This window comes from Micromonospora sp. NPDC047548, from assembly GCF_040642975.1.
In the GTDB taxonomy this organism is placed as follows: Bacteria; Actinomycetota; Actinomycetes; order Mycobacteriales; family Micromonosporaceae; genus Micromonospora.
Genome location: NZ_JBEYTI010000004.1, coordinates 1 through 13909, shown reverse-complemented (window position 1 = coordinate 13909; position 13909 = coordinate 1). Strand labels below are relative to the sequence as shown.

The window sequence follows — 13909 nt, the reverse complement described above, 5'->3', positions numbered from 1 at the left end:
TTCCGCTACCGGTCGATGCCGTGCGGGGTGAGGATCGAGGCAGCGGCGCCGGGACTGCCGGCGCATCACCCGTCGCGAAGGGACCTCACCGTGACCGAACGTGTCACCGTCGACATGTGGTTCGACCCCCTGTGCCCCTGGGCGTGGATCACCTCCCGTTGGCTGCTGGAGGTCGAGAAGGTCCGGGAGGTGGACATCCGCTTCCGCGTGATGAGCCTCGCGGTGCTCAACGAGGGTCGGGACCTGCCCGAGGAGTACCAGGAGCTGATGAAGAAGGGCTGGGGTCCGGTGCGGGTCTGCGTGGCCGTCGGGCAGCAGCACGGTCCGGAGGCGGTGGCGAAGCTCTACACCGCCATGGGCACCCGGATCCACCTGGGCAAGGAGCAGCTCGGGCCCGAGCTGTACGCGGCCGCCCTCACCGACGTCGGCCTGGACCCGGCGCTCGCCGGCGCCGCCGACACCACCGAGTACGACGAGGCGCTGCGGGCCAGCCACGAGGCCGGGATGCGTCCCGTCGGCACGGACGTCGGCACCCCGGTCATCCACGCCCCGGGCCCGGACGGTGCCCAGGTGGCCTTCTTCGGCCCGGTGATCACGCCGGCGCCGAAGGGTGAGGCCGCCGGGCGGCTCTGGGACGGCGTCCTGCTGGTCGCCGGCACTCCGGGCTTCTACGAGCTCAAGCGCTCCCGCGAGATGGGCCCCATCTTCGACTGATCCCGATCGTCGCCCCCGGCCGTTCCTCGGAGATGCGGCCCGGGGCGACGACACGGCCGAAGCGACGTCCCTTCGCCCAAACGCCCAAACGCCCGTTCGCCCGTTCGCCCGTTCGCCCGGACCCCGTTCGCCCGGACCCCGGACCCCGTTCGCCCGGACCCCGGACCCCGGACCCCGGACCCCGGACGCTCGATCGGTCGGATGCCCGGACCGACTGGCTGGGTGACGCTGATTCGTTTACGACATCAGCTCTAAAGCGTCCGCACACAAGGTCGGCCCGTCGACGGGCCCGCTGTTGGACGCCGGCTGACAGTCGTTGCCGCACCGGCTCCGCGCACCCCGGCTCCGGGCACCCCGGCTCCGCGCACCCCGGCTCCGCGCCAGTCGCCGCGCCCGACACCGCACGCGACCGGCCGGCGACACCGCGGCGTCACCCTCCCGGGCGCGGGGTCGTTTCTCCCGGTGTCCAGCGCAGCGGCCGCAGCGGCCGCATCCGGCCGACCCGGAGGCTTCCCGATGGCCAAGCACCGCCGTCCGCCCGTTGACGACCCGTCGACCGGCCCGGAGGTTCCCGTCGAGATGGTCGACCTGCTCGCCCCGCCGATCGTGGTCGGTGTCGCCCGGGTCCCGGTCACCTCGCGGGCCACCCCGCCCGGTGCCCCGACCATCCGCCCGGCCACCCCGCCCGGCTCCGCCCCCGCCCGCCGTCCCGCACCGGTCCCCGGCCAGACCGGACGGCACCGCTGCGCCAAGGAGCCGGCCGAGCGGGGATGAGCGGTTCATCTGGTGGACCCGGCGCGGGGTCCGCGCCGTCCGGGCCGCCGACGCCGGTAGCGTCAACGGGCATGACGGTCGTGCATCCGATCGCCCGGGCCTGGATCACCACTGGCGGCACCGGCGCGCAGAACTACGACGAGTTCGCCGACGACGCGGAGATCACCGCGATCATCGAGGCGAACCCGCACAGTGCCCTCGGCATCGAGATGCCGCACCGGGCACCGGAGAGCCTCGGGAAATCCTTCCTCGACGCGCTCCCGGACGCGGTGGCCCGCCTGGCCGAGGCCAAGGCCGACGGCAGCTACACCCCGGCCGAGCAGGTCGTGGTGCTCTACCGGATCAGCGCCCCGGGGGAGGAGTCGGCGTACGGGCTCTTCGCCATGGTGGACACCGACCAGATCTCCACCAGCGCCGACGAGCCCGGCCTGGTCATCCGCAACGAGGACGTCTTCATCGCCAAGGTGCGCGAGCGGGTCGCTCTCGCCGAGGCGCTGGGGCACCTGCTCTCGCCCGTACTCCTGCTCCAGACGGGGCGCGGCGACGAGCTGCACGCCGCGCTCGCGGCGGCGACCGAGTCGGCTGGCGCGCCCGCCGCGACCGACACCGACCAGGCCGGTCGGACGCACGCCATCTGGCTGCTCGGCCCGGGTCCGCAGCAGGACGAGCTGACCGCGCTGGCCGGCGGCGGCGAGCTGGTGGTCGCCGACGGCAACCACCGCAGCCTGGCCGCCCAGACCGGTGGCCTGCCCCGCTTCCTGTCGGTGGTCACCACGCCGGCGTCGGTCGCCATCCAGCCCTACAACCGGCTGGTCAGCGAGCTGACCACCACCCCTGACGAGCTGCTCGACCGGCTCCGCGCCGCCGGCGCGACGGTCACCCCGGTCGACGGTCCGGTCGAGGTCCCGCAGGCCGGCGGCACCGTCCACCTCCGGCTTTCCGGCCAGGGGTACGCGGTCACCCTGCCGCACGACGAGGGCGCCGCCCGGCTGGAGAACCTGGACCACGCGCTGGTCGAGCGCCTGGTGCTGCGCGACGCGCTCGGCCTCGACCCGGGCGACAAGCGGATCACCTACGTCGGCGGCGACTACCCGGCGGTCTGGCTCACCGGCGAGGTCGACGCCGGCCGGGCCGAGCTGGCCATCCTGATCGCCCCGGTGACCGTGGACGACTTCGTCGCGGTCAACCTGGCCCGGGAGAAGATGCCCCGCAAGAGCACCTGGTTCACCCCGAAGGCGCGCGGCGGCCTGGTTGTCGCCGAGCTGCCGCGGGCGACGTTGTGACGAATCCGCCCCGGTCCGCCGCCCGCGCGACGTGCCGGGGCGGGGCCTGACAGACTGCGCGGTATGCGCGTCTACCTGGGATCCGACCACGCCGGCTTCGAGTTGAAGGTGCACCTGGCCAACCACCTGGCCAAGCAGGGCTACGAGCTGGTCGACGTCGGCCCGCACGCCTTCGACCCGGACGACGACTACCCGGCCTTCTGCCTGCACACCGGTGACCGGGTGGTCAACGACCCGGGCAGCCTCGGGGTGGTCATCGGCGGCTCGGGCAACGGTGAGCAGATCGCCGCCAACAAGGTCGCCGGCGTCCGGGCGGCGCTGGCGTGGAGCATCGAGACCGCCCAGCTCGGCCGGGAGCACAACGACGCCAACATCGTGGCCGTCGGCGCCCGCCAGCACACCCTGGACGAGGCGACCGCCATCGTCGAGGCGTTCCTCACCACGCCCTTCTCCGGCAACGAGCGGCACGCCCGCCGGATCGCCCAGATGGCCGACTACGAGCGCACCCGCCAGCTCCCCGAGCTGCCCTGACCACCTGCTGAGGGCCGACCCCGTCGTGGGGCCGGCCGCCGGTCGTCAGCGGGCGGAGCGGGGCAGGTCCTCGCGGGGCACCCAGTTGCGGCGGACGATCACCAGCCGGGCCTCCGCCTCGGCCAGGTCCTCGTCGGTCGGCCGGGCGGCGTCCCGGGCCCGCAGCGCCGCGCCGACCCCCACCTGCGAGGAACCGGAGCCGACCAGCCCCCGCAGGCCCCGCTCGCCCTCCTCGCCCCCGCCGCCGCGCCGCGCCCGGGGCGTGGGCATGCCGTCGTGCACCTCGGCCGTGGCCGCCGCCGGGCCGTCGCCGTCCCCGGCCGGCCCGTCGGGCTGGTGCCGCAGCCGGCGTCGCCGTCGCTCCGCATCCGCCATCAGCCGACCGTACCGCCCGCGCCGGCCCCGGTGGCCCCGCCGCCGCTCAGAAGACCTCCATCGCGGCCGGGGCGCGGTGCCAGCCGAAGGCCGGGCCGGCGGCGGCGAGTGCGCCGGGACGCAGCTCGCGGAGCCGACCCGCGGCGGCCAGCGCGGCCGGTGCCACGCCGCCCAGATAGAGCTCGCCGAGGCCGCGTACGTCGCAGGCCAGCTCCGCCGGGTCGTCGGTGCGTACGCATACCGCGCCGGTGGGGCCGCCGGTGAGCCGCCAGCGCCCGGTGTTCTCCGGCAGCAGCTCGTCGGTGACCTCGACCACCACGTCGACGGCGGTCGCGTACCGGCGGGCGGCCAGCGCGGCCGGCACGTCCACCACCCGCACCCAGAGCGCGTCGACCAGCTGCGCGCCGAGCCGGCGCGGCTCGTCCACCAGGCGCAGCAGCGGCTCGTCCACGGCGACCCGGGCGCAGGAGAGCTGCCGGGTCAGGTCGATCGAGAAGAGCGTCCGCCACAACGCCAGGTACGCCTCGGGACCGGCGGCGACCACCTCGTCCACCCGGACCTGCCCGCGCGGCCCGCGCTCGTCCCACTCGTCCCGGGTGCGCCAGAGCGCGTACCCGTCCACGCCGTCCGGGCCCTCGTGCAGCAGGGCCCGGCGGGTCGTCGCCCCGCCCCGCCAGGCGGCCGGGTCGGCCAGCACGTACCGCCACCAGCGGTCGTCCCGGTCCGACCAGCCGGGGCGATCGGGGCGCACCCGGTCGTACACGCGGGCCAGCTCGGGTTGCGACGCGACCGGGTCGGCCAGGCGCAGGGTGCCGGGCGCGGACGCCGGCTCCGGCAGCCCCACCTCGGTGGTGGCCGGGCAGTCGATCACGAGGCGCTGCGTGGCCAGGCCGTAGCCGAACCGGGGATAGATCCGCCCCTCGCTGGCCCAGAGCACCGCGACCGGCTCCCGGCCGGCGTCGTGGATCTCCCGCAACTGCCGGCGCATCAGCGCGCTGAGCAGCCCCCGGCGGCGGTGGGTGACGGCCACCGCGACCAGCGTGACGTGCGCCGCCGCCACCGTCGCCCCCGGGACGGTGAGCGTCCGGGTGAAGGCCGAGGCGTGCGCCACCGCTCGGCCCCGGTCACGGACCAGCAGCGCCCGATCCGGCTCGAAGGTGCCCCGCTCGACCTCGCGGACCTCGGCGTCGAACGGGTTGTGGAACGCGTCACCGATCAGCTCGGCGATCTCGTCGAAGTCGGTCGCGGTCGGGACCTGCACGTCGGGGGTGGGGTGGGTCATCGCCCCTGTCTAGCCGATCACCGGCGGGGCGGCGACCGATTTGCCGGCTGGCTACCCTCGAAGACGGCGGGCCGGCCGGGGGCCGGCATCAGTCAGGGGAGGACACGAGATGGCAGACCAGACACAGCCGTGGGCGGAGCGGACCGTCGAGGTGCCGCCGCAGCCCGGTGTCGGGGTGCCGCCGCAGCGGGACGCGTTCCGCCCCGGCGTCGCCTCGGTCGGGCGGCCGCGTACCCCGCGTACCGAGCAGTTCCCGACCGTGGACGCCGGCGACCACACCTGGTCCGAGCCGGCCGCGCCGCGCCGGCCGATGAGCTGGCACCTGGCGCAGCTGCGCCAGGGCCGCGAGTGGAGCATGGTGGGCGGGCTCTTCGCCTTCGTCTGCTGGGGGATCTGGGCCATCTCCGGCCGGGGCGACCTGGGCGCGCCGCTGCTCACCTTCGTGCTGAGCCTGCTGGTGGCGGTCGGCCTCTTCGCGCTGTGCCGCCTGGTCGGGCGGGTGATCTGGGAGCGTCAGCTGGGTCGGGTCCGGCGGGGTGCCCGCGGCGCCCACCTGGTGACCGCGGTCTTCCTGGTCGGCGTGGGGGTCGCCTACCTCCAGCAGACCGAGTGGGTCGTGTCGGCCTGGAACTTCGTCACGGGCAACTGACCCGTACGCCGCGGGCGGGTCGGCCGGGGCCGCCCGCCCGCGCGTCCGGTCGCGGGATGCCGCGACAACGGGTCGTTCTCCACCAGGCCGGCGGTGCTTACCCCGCCGGCCGCGGTTCATCCGTCCCCGGCGAAGCGGTACAGCACGAAGTCCTTCTCCCGGCCGCAGGCGATCACCTCGGCGTTCCACGAGCAGGACTCGCTGCGGACGTCCTTGAGCTGACCCATCTCGAACGGCGAGTCCGCGCCCACCGACATTCCGGCGAGGCTGCGTTCGTCCTCGACCGTGCTCGGCGGCTTGGCGAAGACCAGCAGGTTGCCCGCGTCCAACCGGACCGCCACCCCGTCCCGGTCGGCCAGCACCGCCGTGCCGTCGGCGTCGAAGAGGGTGACCGCGGACTGCGGGGGGTCCCGCCGGGCCAGCAGGTGCTCGCCGAGCGGCACCAGCGTGTCGGCCTTTGGGGCCGGCCAGTGCCGGCTTCCCTTTCCCTCGGTCGCCGCCACCACCTCGGTGCGTGCGGTCTCGCCGTCCGGCACCTCCAGCAGGCAGGCCCGGTGCTCGCCGCAGGCGACCAGCGACTTCGGCCGGCGCCGGTCGTTGGGCGCGCTGTAGAGCACGTCCGGCTCGGCGAGGCTGGCCAGGTCGTACCCGAGCAGCCGGTAGCCGCGCCCGTCCTCGATGACGTACAGCCGGTCGGCATGCGCCGCCACCAGGTCATCGACGTCGGCGACGTTGGGCCGGCTGCGCAGCACCTCGCCGCTGTCCATGTCGATCAACCGGACCGACCGGTCGGCGCTCACCTGCACCAGCCGGTCTGCTGCACCGAGCCAGGGCGCCGTCGGCGCGCCGCTCACGGAGCCGGCACCACCCAACGCCTCCGCGGTGCTGACCCGCACGACCTGGGTCCGGGCGTCGCCGTAGTCGTTGCGGGGACTGTCCCGGCGCCACTCCTCGTGGCCGTCGCGCATCCGTAGGCCGACCAGGCGACCGCCGGTCCGGTCGACCCAGACCGCCGTGTCGCGGGTGTAGTACAGGTCGTCGTCGCCGTGCACGGAGAGCCGCCAGCGTTCGTCGCCGGAGCCGGCGTCGAGCACCAGCAGGTCGCGTGGCGTGCTGTCGCCGGACGCGTCCGCCAGGACCGCCACCCCGTCGGGCAGCGCGCGGATCCCGGCCCACCGCTGCGCGCCGACCCGGGTCTGCTCGCGCCACAGCTTGTCCCCGGTGCCGGCGTGGACCGCCACCACCTCCAGCCGGTCGTCGGCCAGCTGGTGGGCGAGGTAGGCGCGGTCGCCCAGGACCGCGGTGAACATGGCGGTCGAACGCTGCGCGCCGGCGGGCGGTTCGGCCACGACCTTCAGGGTCCGGAACTCCAGCGCCGGGTAGGGGTCCCGGGTCAGCCAGAGCACCGTCGCGGCCACCACGCCGACCAGTGCGAGACCCGCGCCGAGCGCGATCCAGAGCCCCCGCCGACCCCCTCCCGACCAGGTGGGACCGCCGCCGGGCGCGGGCGACACCGGCGGCGCCGAGTGGGGTACGCCCGGCCAGCCCGCCACCGTCCCGGCTGCCGGGGGCACCGCCTGGCCGGGTACGTACGGGTCGAGCCGGGTCGGCGCCGGCTGGGGCAGCGTCACCGCCGTCGCCGTCTTCGCCGCCGGGCCGGCCACCCCCGCCGCCGCGTCGCCCGGCGTTCCGTGCGCTGCCACCGCGTAACCCGGCGTTCCGTGTGCTGTCGCCGCCTGCCCCGGCGTCGCCGCCTGCCCCGGCGTTCCGTGTGCTGCCGCCTGCCCCGGTGTTCCGGGTGGCGTTGCCGGGTGGCCGGGTGCTCCGGGTGTCGCCGCCGGCCCGGGGCCGGGTGCTCCGGCGGCGACCGGCGCCGGCCGGGACTGCGGACGGGGCATCGGCAGGTCGGTCAGCGCCCCCTCGGCGACCGGCAGCTCGGGCTGTTCCAGCACGGTCGGCGCGATGCCCAGCTCGGCGTGGAGCATCCGGGCCGCCAGCGGTATCCGGGACGACCCGCCGACCAGGAAGAGCCCGGCGAGCTGCTCCGGCGTGAGTCCTGCGGCGGCGATCACCTCGCGGGTCCCGGCCACCGCCCGGGCCAGCAGGGGAGCGGCGAGCCGTTCCAGGTCGGCCCGGTCCAGCCGCGCCGCCGTCTCCACCCCCGGTACGGCGACCGGGGCGATGGTGGCCCGCGACAGCATCTCCTTCGCCCCGCGTACGTTGTCCCAGAGCTGTTGCCGGTCCCGCCACTCGCTGGTGGTCTCCGGGCTGGTCAGCCGCGCCCAGCACGCCGGATCGGCGTCGGCGACCAGCTCCCCGAGCCGGCCCACCAGGGCGGCGTCGAGGTCCAGGCCGCCCAGGTCGGCCACCCCGCCGGTGGAGGCCACCGTGAACCCGGAGTCTCCCCACGGGTCGGCGCCCTCGTTGCGGACCACGGCGACGTCCAGCGTGCCGCCGCCGAAGTCGAAGACCGCGACCGCGCCGCCGACCGGCACCGGCCGGCGCAGCACGTCGGTGTAGTACCGGGCGGCGGCCACCGGCTCCCGCAGCAGGCGGGTCCCGGGCGGGATCGGCCCGGACATGGTGTGCTCGGCGGCCGAGGGCCAGCCGGCGAGCGCCAGCGCGTCGTGCAGCACCTGCCGTCGGGGCGCCGCCCAGGCCGCCGGGTAGGTGACCACCGCCGGGGGCAGGAAGCCCACCGCAGCCACCGCCGACTCCGCCACCGCGTACAGGGTCGCGGCCAGGAGCTCCGCCGGGGGGTACGCGCGTCCGCCCAGCGACACGGCCGGCTCGTCCACCCGGCGCTTCGGGTTCGGCTCGTACCCGGCCGGGTCGGCCTGTGCCAGCCGCTGCGCGTCCCGGCCGACGTGCAGCCGCCCGTCGGCGTCGGCGTACACGCCGGAGGGGAGGATCGGCTGGCCGTCGACGAGCAGTGGTCGGGTCCGCCCGTCCGGCCAGCGCAGCACGGCCACGGTGTTGGACGTGCCGAGGTCGACGCCGAGGGCGAACCCGTCCTGCTGGCCTGCCATCGGTCGATACCTCCACGTGGACGAGGGAATGCCCGGCTCCGCATCGTACGCAGCCCGCGCCGCCGACCCGATCGAGCGGTCGGCGTCACCGGCGCCGCCAGAGGGTGGGACCGCCGGTGCGCTGAAAAAGCGGCGGTGGCCCGGCCGCCACCGCTGGCGGGGCCATGTTCGACCAGCGGGAGCGGCGCGACGTCACCGGCCAGGACGGCCGTCGGTACATTGTGGTCAGCTCCGGCCTGGACGACGGCGGCGGGCGGGTGCGGATCGCGTGGCGGTGGACGACGGGGGCTGGTCCGCCGTCGCGCCCCTGGTCGGCGACGAGATCAGCTGGCCCGACGGCGGCCCTGCGGAGGACGGCGCGTGGCCGGTCGCGGCTCCGGGGCAGAACGTGCCGGAGGCGGCGCCGGGCGACGACGCTGTCCCCGACGCCCCCGCCCGGTGCATGCGCCGGGAAGGCTGGTGCGATGTCCCCTCACGTTCGCCGGGTTGTCGCGTTCCCACCCGGCGAGGATCCACAACACCCACCGGACCGCAGGTGGACGTTGGTGGACATCGCATTAGTCGAGGAGCCAGGCGTACAGGGTGGACGCGGGCGGGCTCACCCAGGCGGCGACGACGAGGGCGGCGAGGACCGTGCTCACCAGCAGGCTGCGCCACCGGGCGGGCTCCTTCCGCATCCGGGGGGTGGCGAGCCGGGCGACGGCGACGAGCGCCGTGACCGCCGCGGCCAGGGGCACCATGCCGATCACGAGGACCAGCGCCAGCCACACCCCGCCCCACAGTCCCGGCCAGAGGTCGGCGGTGCCGGTGGCCTCGTCACCCTGACGGGGCAGGTAGAGGTGCCCGGAGAAGGTGGCGGCCCGGCCCAGGGCGACGCCGACGGCGGCGACGTACGCGCCGGCCAGCAGGAACTGCGTACGGGCCAGGGTGCGCCCGGGTGGGCGCGGTGCGGCCGTCATCCCGAGATCGACGCTCGTCATGGACGGGATGGTAGCCAGCCACGGTCGGCTCCGTCGTCCCGCCGAGCGGGGCGGACCAGCTCACTGCGGCCCCGACGCCCGGCCGGAGCGGGACATCGTGTTGCCCAGCAGGCTGCGGGCCCGCTCTCGGGTGGAGAACGGGCGCGCACCTTGTCCTGATCAGCAGCACCTCGCGGTGGCTCCGTTGGTGGCCGGTTGCTTGTCGGCGGCCGGCGTGCAGCAGGCGCTCTCGGCGACCTTCTCCAGTTGCGGGGAGTCGGCCTTGACGGTGTAGACCTCCCAGGGCTCGTTGCCGGGGCCGCGCACCCAGACCTTGTCCTGGAGGGCATAGCAGCACTCGGTGCTGTTCTCCTCCAGCGTGATGAGGCCGGCATCGGTCAGCCGCGCGGTGGCGGCGTTGACCTCGTCGGTGCTGAACACCTCGACGCCCAGGTGGTCCATGACGGTGGGCTGGTCGGGCTCGCCTTCGAGCAGGACGAGCTTGAGGGGCGGGTTCTCGATGGCGAAGTTGGCGTAGCCGGGGCGGCGCTTGGCCGGCTCGGTGTTGAACAGCTTGGCGTAGAAGGCGACAGAGCGTTCGAGGTCGGACACGCGCAGAGCGAGCTGGACGCGGGACATGGGTCTCCTCCTGGCAGGTCGGCGAACGTGGTGCTGGATCGGCGCGGTGATAACCGGGTGACCCCGTCGGCAGGACGGCGACGAACAGCGTGGTCATCGCTGCACCCCTGCCTAGATGAATTTCGAAGCAAAACCCACTGTTGCACCTTGTTTTGAGATCTGTCAAGGTAGAGGAATGTCGAAACAAGCGCTGCCGGTGGTGGATCTGCAAGCGGTGGCCTGTTGCCCTCCCATCGCCGCCCGGCCGTTGGACGCCGACCAGGCGGCGGTCGTCGCGCCGATGTTCAAGGCCCTGGGTGACCCGGTCCGGCTGCGGCTGATGTCGATGATCGCCTCGGTACCCGAGATCTGCGTCTGCGACCTGACCTCGGCTTTCGACCTGTCCGGGCCGACCATCTCCCACCATCTGAAGGTGCTGCGCGAGGCGGGCCTGGTCGACTCCGAGCGTCGCGGCACGTGGGTCTGGTACCGGGTCAGGGCGGAGGCGTTCCGCCAGCTCGGCGCGCTGCTGGAGGTTCCCGCCACGCCGGCCGCCGAGGTCGTCGTATGAGCCTCGCGCTGGCGCGGCGGGCGTCGGCCGAGTTCGCTGGCACCGCCATGCTGGTCGCCGCCGTCGTCGGGTCCGGGATCGCCGCCGCCCGACTCTCCCCGGACGACGTCGGGCTCCAGCTGTTGGAGAACGCGATCGCCACCGCCCTGGCCCTGGGCGCGCTGATCCTGACGTTCGGACCGGTCTCCGGCGCGCACTTCAACCCGGTCGTCTCCGCCGTGGACTGGTGGCTCGGCCGACGCGCCGGCACCGGACTGACCAGGCGGGACCTCGCCGCCTACACCGCAGCGCAGGTCGCTGGCGCGATCGCCGGGGCGGTCCTGGCTCACCTCATGTTCGGACTGCCGGTCGTGACCTGGTCACACACCGACCGGACCGGGGGGAACCTCTGGCTGGCCGAGGTCGTGGCGACCGCCGGCCTGATCGTGCTGGTCTTCGCCCTCGCCCGTAGCGGTCGCTCCTCCGCCGCGCCCGCCGCCGTGGGCGCCTACATCGGTGCCGCCTACTGGTTCACCTCGTCCACCTCGTTCGCCAACCCCGCCGTCACCATCGGCCGGGCCTTCACCGACACCTTCGCCGGCATCGCCCCGACGTCCCTGCCCGGCTTCGTCGTCGCCCAGCTCGTCGGCGGCCTGGTCGCCGTCGCCGCGCTCGCCGCCTGGTACCCCCACAGCGGGCACGCCGCCGATGCCGTCGCCGTGCCCCAGTTGGCGCAGGAGACCGGAACCCGATGAACCCCGCGGCCACCACTGCCGGCATCACGATCGCGGCCATGGACGACCCGCACGCCGACGCGGTCCTGGACATCTACCGGCTCGGCATCGCCACCGGCCACGCCACCTTCGAGAACGAACCGCCCACCTGGGAGAGGTTCACCGCCACCCGGATGCCCGGCCACCGGTGGGTGGCCGTCGACCAGGCCGGCCGCGTACTGGGCTGGATCGCCTGCTCGGCGGTGTCCGACCGGTGCGTCTACGCCGGGGTCGTCGAACACTCCGTGTACGTCCACCCCGACGCCAGCGGCCGAGGAGTCGGACGGGCCCTGCTCGACGCCCTGATCACCTCCACCGAGCAGGCTGGCATCTGGACCATCCAGTCCGGCGTGTTCCCCGAGAACGCCGCCAGCCTCGCCCTGCACACCGCCTGCGGCTTCCGCACCGTCGGCACCCGCCAGCGCATCGGCCGCCACCACGGCACCTGGCGCGACGTCGTTCTCATCGAACGCCGCAGCCCCTCCATCGACTGACGAGAGAGACCACCGATGAGCGACAAGCCCAGCGTCCTGTTCGTCTGCGTGCACAACGCCGGCCGCTCCCAGATGGCCGCCGGCTGGCTCCGCCACCTCGCCGGCGACACCGTCGAAGTCCGCTCCGCCGGAAGCGAACCCGGCGACCGGATCAACCCCGCCGCCGTCGAGGCCATGCGCGAGGTCGGCATCGACATCACCGACCAGACACCTACCCGGCTGAGCTGGCACACCGCCGAGGCAAGCGACGTCATCGTCACCATGGGCTGCGGCGACGCCTGCCCCGTCTTCCCCGGCAAACGGTACGAGGACTGGAAGCTCACCGACCCCGCTGGCCAGCCCCTTGAACTGGTCCGCCAGGTCCGCGACGACATCAGGACACGAGTCGTCGAACTACTTGCCGACCTCGGCCGTCTCCGCTCCTAGACCAGGGTGACCTCGCGCGGCGTTGATCCGTCTTCCAGTGCGCGGGGCTGCGGGATCGCGTCCGCGATGGGCTGCCGCATCGCTCAGCGCTGTCTAGTCGGCCTGATCGTCGCGCGGGAGGTACACGAAGCCGTCGTCCCACTGGTCCTGGTCGACGGTGTAGCGGCTGATGAAGAAGCAGTCCGGCTCGTCCTGGAAGCCAGGCAGCTTCCTGGCTCGCTGTATCCGTGCCTCCGCTCGTGCCTCTGACGAATACACCCCGAGCATCTTGAGGTCGTCGCCGTCTTCCTCGTCCCAGACCAGTTCGCCGGCGTCGTCTCGATGCTGTGTTGGTCGTCCGTCGAGGCACCGGGCGTGGCGGACCTGCCAGAGCAGGAAGACCTCCATGCGGCCGGACGCTACCCGTTGGCGCTCTGCGGTGATCGCCTCAGCCATGGACCGCCGGATCGCCAGGCACTTGACCTAACTGCGGCCAGAGCAGCTGGTGGCCCACGGATGGCCGGCATGATCAAAGTGGGCTTGCCCGGGGGGCGGCTCCCGTTGCACCGGCTCACCGCGCGCCCGAGAGGCGGCTCTGCCGGTCCTGCCCGTGCGAGAGTGAGAGCCGCTGTGAGGAGGCGAGTCGTGATGTCGAGCTACGCCGAGCGGATGCCCGAGTGGCCCACCGCCGAGCATGTACCGGCGGAGGAACTGGCCCGCCGGCAGGGCGTCCGGGTGGTCGCCTGCGTCGATGACCTCGCCCGGCCTGACCTGTTCGAGTCCGACGACGAGTTGGACGACTTCCTCGCCGACCTGTACGCCTCTCGCCGGGGCGGCGCCGCGTGAGCCTGCTCGTCCTGGATACCGACGTCGCGTCTTGGGGGCAGCTCCTGTTCGCGCTTGGCGCGGCTCTCCCGTGTCGCACGGTTCACCGCCTCCGGTAAATCGGCCGGGCGGCTTCGCGTCGCGCTGGCGCTCCGCGTCGCGCTGGCGCTCCGCGGCCCCGGTTCCCGGTGGCGAGCCGCGAAGCGGCGCGGCAGCCGATCACCCCAGCCTCGATGGCAGGCCAGCCACCCTCGCGATCATCCCACCACTTAAGCCCGGTGCCTCGGCGTGACCGGGTGGCCGCGCCGACACGGATCATTCCCGCCCATCGGGACAGGGTGTAAGCGGCGGAGCCCGGCCGGATGCGGGAGTTGCCTTCATGTCGGCCATCCAGCGTCGCGGCATCTAGGGGTGCGTCCCACGGCCTGAAGCGGATCTCCTCGTCGGGCAGTCGTAGACCGTCCCGGGAGGCTGGTAGCCCTTGTGGTGCCTGGCGAGGTGATCCGCGGCGGCATCAAGACGGTCGCCTCGGTGGGCCTGGCTGGCTTCCACTTAGAGAGTCGGCCCGGGGCGCGGTTCCGGTGTTGCCACCGGCCCGTTTCCCCGGACCGCTCACCGAACCCGCCGTGCCGATCTCTCGGCAACGGG

Annotated in this window: 16 protein-coding genes; 10 read left to right on the top strand and 6 right to left on the bottom strand. The window is 74.2% G+C overall.

Going from position 1 to position 13909, the window contains the following annotated elements; all coding sequences use genetic code 11:
• Positions 1-90 precede the first annotated feature (90 nt).
• From ABZ807_RS05215 to ABZ807_RS05200, 4 genes are all read left to right on the top strand, one after another.
• A complete protein-coding gene (locus tag ABZ807_RS05215) occupies positions 91-714 on the top strand; it encodes a disulfide bond formation protein DsbA (protein WP_357153147.1) in 624 nt (207 codons plus the stop codon).
• A gap of 516 nt (positions 715-1230) precedes the next feature.
• Positions 1231-1488 carry a hypothetical protein gene (locus tag ABZ807_RS05210; protein ID WP_357153144.1) on the top strand — a complete coding sequence of 86 codons (258 nt, stop codon included), beginning with the start codon at positions 1231-1233 and terminating at the stop codon, positions 1486-1488.
• A gap of 71 nt (positions 1489-1559) precedes the next feature.
• The gene (locus tag ABZ807_RS05205) at positions 1560-2771 is read left to right on the top strand and encodes a DUF1015 family protein (RefSeq protein WP_357153141.1); all 1212 of its coding nucleotides are present in this window, start codon (positions 1560-1562) and stop codon (positions 2769-2771) included.
• 63 nt (positions 2772-2834) lie between these two features.
• Entirely contained in the window at positions 2835-3302 is a 468-nt protein-coding gene (locus ABZ807_RS05200; protein WP_357153138.1) for a ribose-5-phosphate isomerase, read from the top strand.
• A 45-nt stretch (positions 3303-3347) separates the two neighbouring features.
• Here the strand turns inward: ABZ807_RS05200 and ABZ807_RS05195 are convergent, their stop codons facing one another.
• Together ABZ807_RS05195 and ABZ807_RS05190 are read right to left on the bottom strand one after the other, a co-directional pair.
• Positions 3348-3677, bottom strand: a complete 330-nt coding sequence (locus tag ABZ807_RS05195; protein ID WP_357153135.1) for a hypothetical protein — start codon at positions 3675-3677, stop codon at positions 3348-3350.
• A 46-nt stretch (positions 3678-3723) separates the two neighbouring features.
• Positions 3724-4959 carry a GNAT family N-acetyltransferase gene (locus ABZ807_RS05190; RefSeq protein WP_357153134.1) on the bottom strand — a complete coding sequence of 412 codons (1236 nt, stop codon included), beginning with the start codon at positions 4957-4959 and terminating at the stop codon, positions 3724-3726.
• A gap of 109 nt (positions 4960-5068) precedes the next feature.
• Here ABZ807_RS05190 and ABZ807_RS05185 point away from each other — a divergent pair, with 109 nt between their 5' ends.
• Positions 5069-5608, top strand: coding sequence for a hypothetical protein (locus tag ABZ807_RS05185; protein WP_357153131.1), 540 nt, complete (start codon positions 5069-5071; stop codon positions 5606-5608).
• 116 nt (positions 5609-5724) lie between these two features.
• Here ABZ807_RS05185 and ABZ807_RS05180 read toward each other — a convergent pair whose 3' ends face one another.
• The 3 genes from ABZ807_RS05180 to ABZ807_RS05170 form a co-directional block, all read right to left on the bottom strand.
• Positions 5725-8637, bottom strand: a complete 2913-nt coding sequence (locus ABZ807_RS05180) for an Hsp70 family protein (protein WP_357153129.1) — start codon at positions 8635-8637, stop codon at positions 5725-5727.
• A gap of 557 nt (positions 8638-9194) precedes the next feature.
• Positions 9195-9617, bottom strand: coding sequence for a hypothetical protein (locus ABZ807_RS05175; RefSeq protein ID WP_357153126.1), 423 nt, complete (start codon positions 9615-9617; stop codon positions 9195-9197).
• A gap of 159 nt (positions 9618-9776) precedes the next feature.
• Positions 9777-10235, bottom strand: a complete 459-nt coding sequence (locus ABZ807_RS05170) for an ArsI/CadI family heavy metal resistance metalloenzyme (RefSeq protein ID WP_357153123.1) — start codon at positions 10233-10235, stop codon at positions 9777-9779.
• Positions 10236-10410: 175 nt separating this feature from the next.
• Between ABZ807_RS05170 and ABZ807_RS05165 the strand changes: the two genes are divergently transcribed.
• The 4 genes from ABZ807_RS05165 to ABZ807_RS05150 are packed head-to-tail and all read left to right on the top strand — an operon-like array spanning position 10411 to position 12457.
• Entirely contained in the window at positions 10411-10785 is a 375-nt protein-coding gene (locus ABZ807_RS05165) for a metalloregulator ArsR/SmtB family transcription factor (RefSeq protein ID WP_357153121.1), read from the top strand.
• Positions 10782-11519: an MIP/aquaporin family protein gene (locus tag ABZ807_RS05160; RefSeq protein ID WP_357153118.1), complete on the top strand. Its 738-nt coding sequence runs from the start codon at positions 10782-10784 to the stop codon at positions 11517-11519. Before ABZ807_RS05165 ends, ABZ807_RS05160 begins: the two co-directional genes overlap by 4 nt.
• Positions 11520-11557: 38 nt before the next feature.
• Complete coding sequence (locus ABZ807_RS05155; RefSeq protein ID WP_357153699.1) at positions 11558-12031, top strand: N-acetyltransferase family protein; 474 nt, start codon at positions 11558-11560, stop codon at positions 12029-12031.
• Positions 12032-12046: 15 nt separating this feature from the next.
• Complete coding sequence (locus ABZ807_RS05150; RefSeq protein WP_357153116.1) at positions 12047-12457, top strand: arsenate reductase ArsC; 411 nt, start codon at positions 12047-12049, stop codon at positions 12455-12457.
• A 93-nt stretch (positions 12458-12550) separates the two neighbouring features.
• On the opposite strand, the gene ABZ807_RS05145 is transcribed toward ABZ807_RS05150, so the two are convergent.
• Positions 12551-12844 carry a hypothetical protein gene (locus ABZ807_RS05145; RefSeq protein WP_357153113.1) on the bottom strand — a complete coding sequence of 98 codons (294 nt, stop codon included), beginning with the start codon at positions 12842-12844 and terminating at the stop codon, positions 12551-12553.
• A gap of 240 nt (positions 12845-13084) precedes the next feature.
• On the opposite strand from ABZ807_RS05145, the gene ABZ807_RS05140 reads away from it, so the two are divergent.
• Complete coding sequence (locus ABZ807_RS05140) at positions 13085-13282, top strand: hypothetical protein (RefSeq protein ID WP_357153110.1); 198 nt, start codon at positions 13085-13087, stop codon at positions 13280-13282.
• The last annotated feature ends 627 nt before the right edge of the window (positions 13283-13909 follow it).

Coding starts and splice junctions, on each gene's coding strand:
- ABZ807_RS05210 (WP_357153144.1), top strand. CDS start 1,231: ATGGCCAAGCACCGCCGTCCGCCCGTTGACGACCCGTCGACCGGCCCG.
- ABZ807_RS05205 (WP_357153141.1), top strand. CDS start 1,560: ATGACGGTCGTGCATCCGATCGCCCGGGCCTGGATCACCACTGGCGGC.
- ABZ807_RS05200 (WP_357153138.1), top strand. CDS start 2,835: ATGCGCGTCTACCTGGGATCCGACCACGCCGGCTTCGAGTTGAAGGTG.
- ABZ807_RS05195 (WP_357153135.1), bottom strand. CDS start 3,677: ATGGCGGATGCGGAGCGACGGCGACGCCGGCTGCGGCACCAGCCCGAC.
- ABZ807_RS05190 (WP_357153134.1), bottom strand. CDS start 4,959: ATGACCCACCCCACCCCCGACGTGCAGGTCCCGACCGCGACCGACTTC.
- ABZ807_RS05185 (WP_357153131.1), top strand. CDS start 5,069: ATGGCAGACCAGACACAGCCGTGGGCGGAGCGGACCGTCGAGGTGCCG.
- ABZ807_RS05180 (WP_357153129.1), bottom strand. CDS start 8,637: ATGGCAGGCCAGCAGGACGGGTTCGCCCTCGGCGTCGACCTCGGCACG.
- ABZ807_RS05175 (WP_357153126.1), bottom strand. CDS start 9,617: ATGACGAGCGTCGATCTCGGGATGACGGCCGCACCGCGCCCACCCGGG.
- ABZ807_RS05170 (WP_357153123.1), bottom strand. CDS start 10,235: ATGTCCCGCGTCCAGCTCGCTCTGCGCGTGTCCGACCTCGAACGCTCT.
- ABZ807_RS05165 (WP_357153121.1), top strand. CDS start 10,411: ATGTCGAAACAAGCGCTGCCGGTGGTGGATCTGCAAGCGGTGGCCTGT.
- ABZ807_RS05160 (WP_357153118.1), top strand. CDS start 10,782: ATGAGCCTCGCGCTGGCGCGGCGGGCGTCGGCCGAGTTCGCTGGCACC.
- ABZ807_RS05155 (WP_357153699.1), top strand. CDS start 11,558: ATGGACGACCCGCACGCCGACGCGGTCCTGGACATCTACCGGCTCGGC.
- ABZ807_RS05150 (WP_357153116.1), top strand. CDS start 12,047: ATGAGCGACAAGCCCAGCGTCCTGTTCGTCTGCGTGCACAACGCCGGC.
- ABZ807_RS05145 (WP_357153113.1), bottom strand. CDS start 12,844: ATGGAGGTCTTCCTGCTCTGGCAGGTCCGCCACGCCCGGTGCCTCGAC.
- ABZ807_RS05140 (WP_357153110.1), top strand. CDS start 13,085: ATGTCGAGCTACGCCGAGCGGATGCCCGAGTGGCCCACCGCCGAGCAT.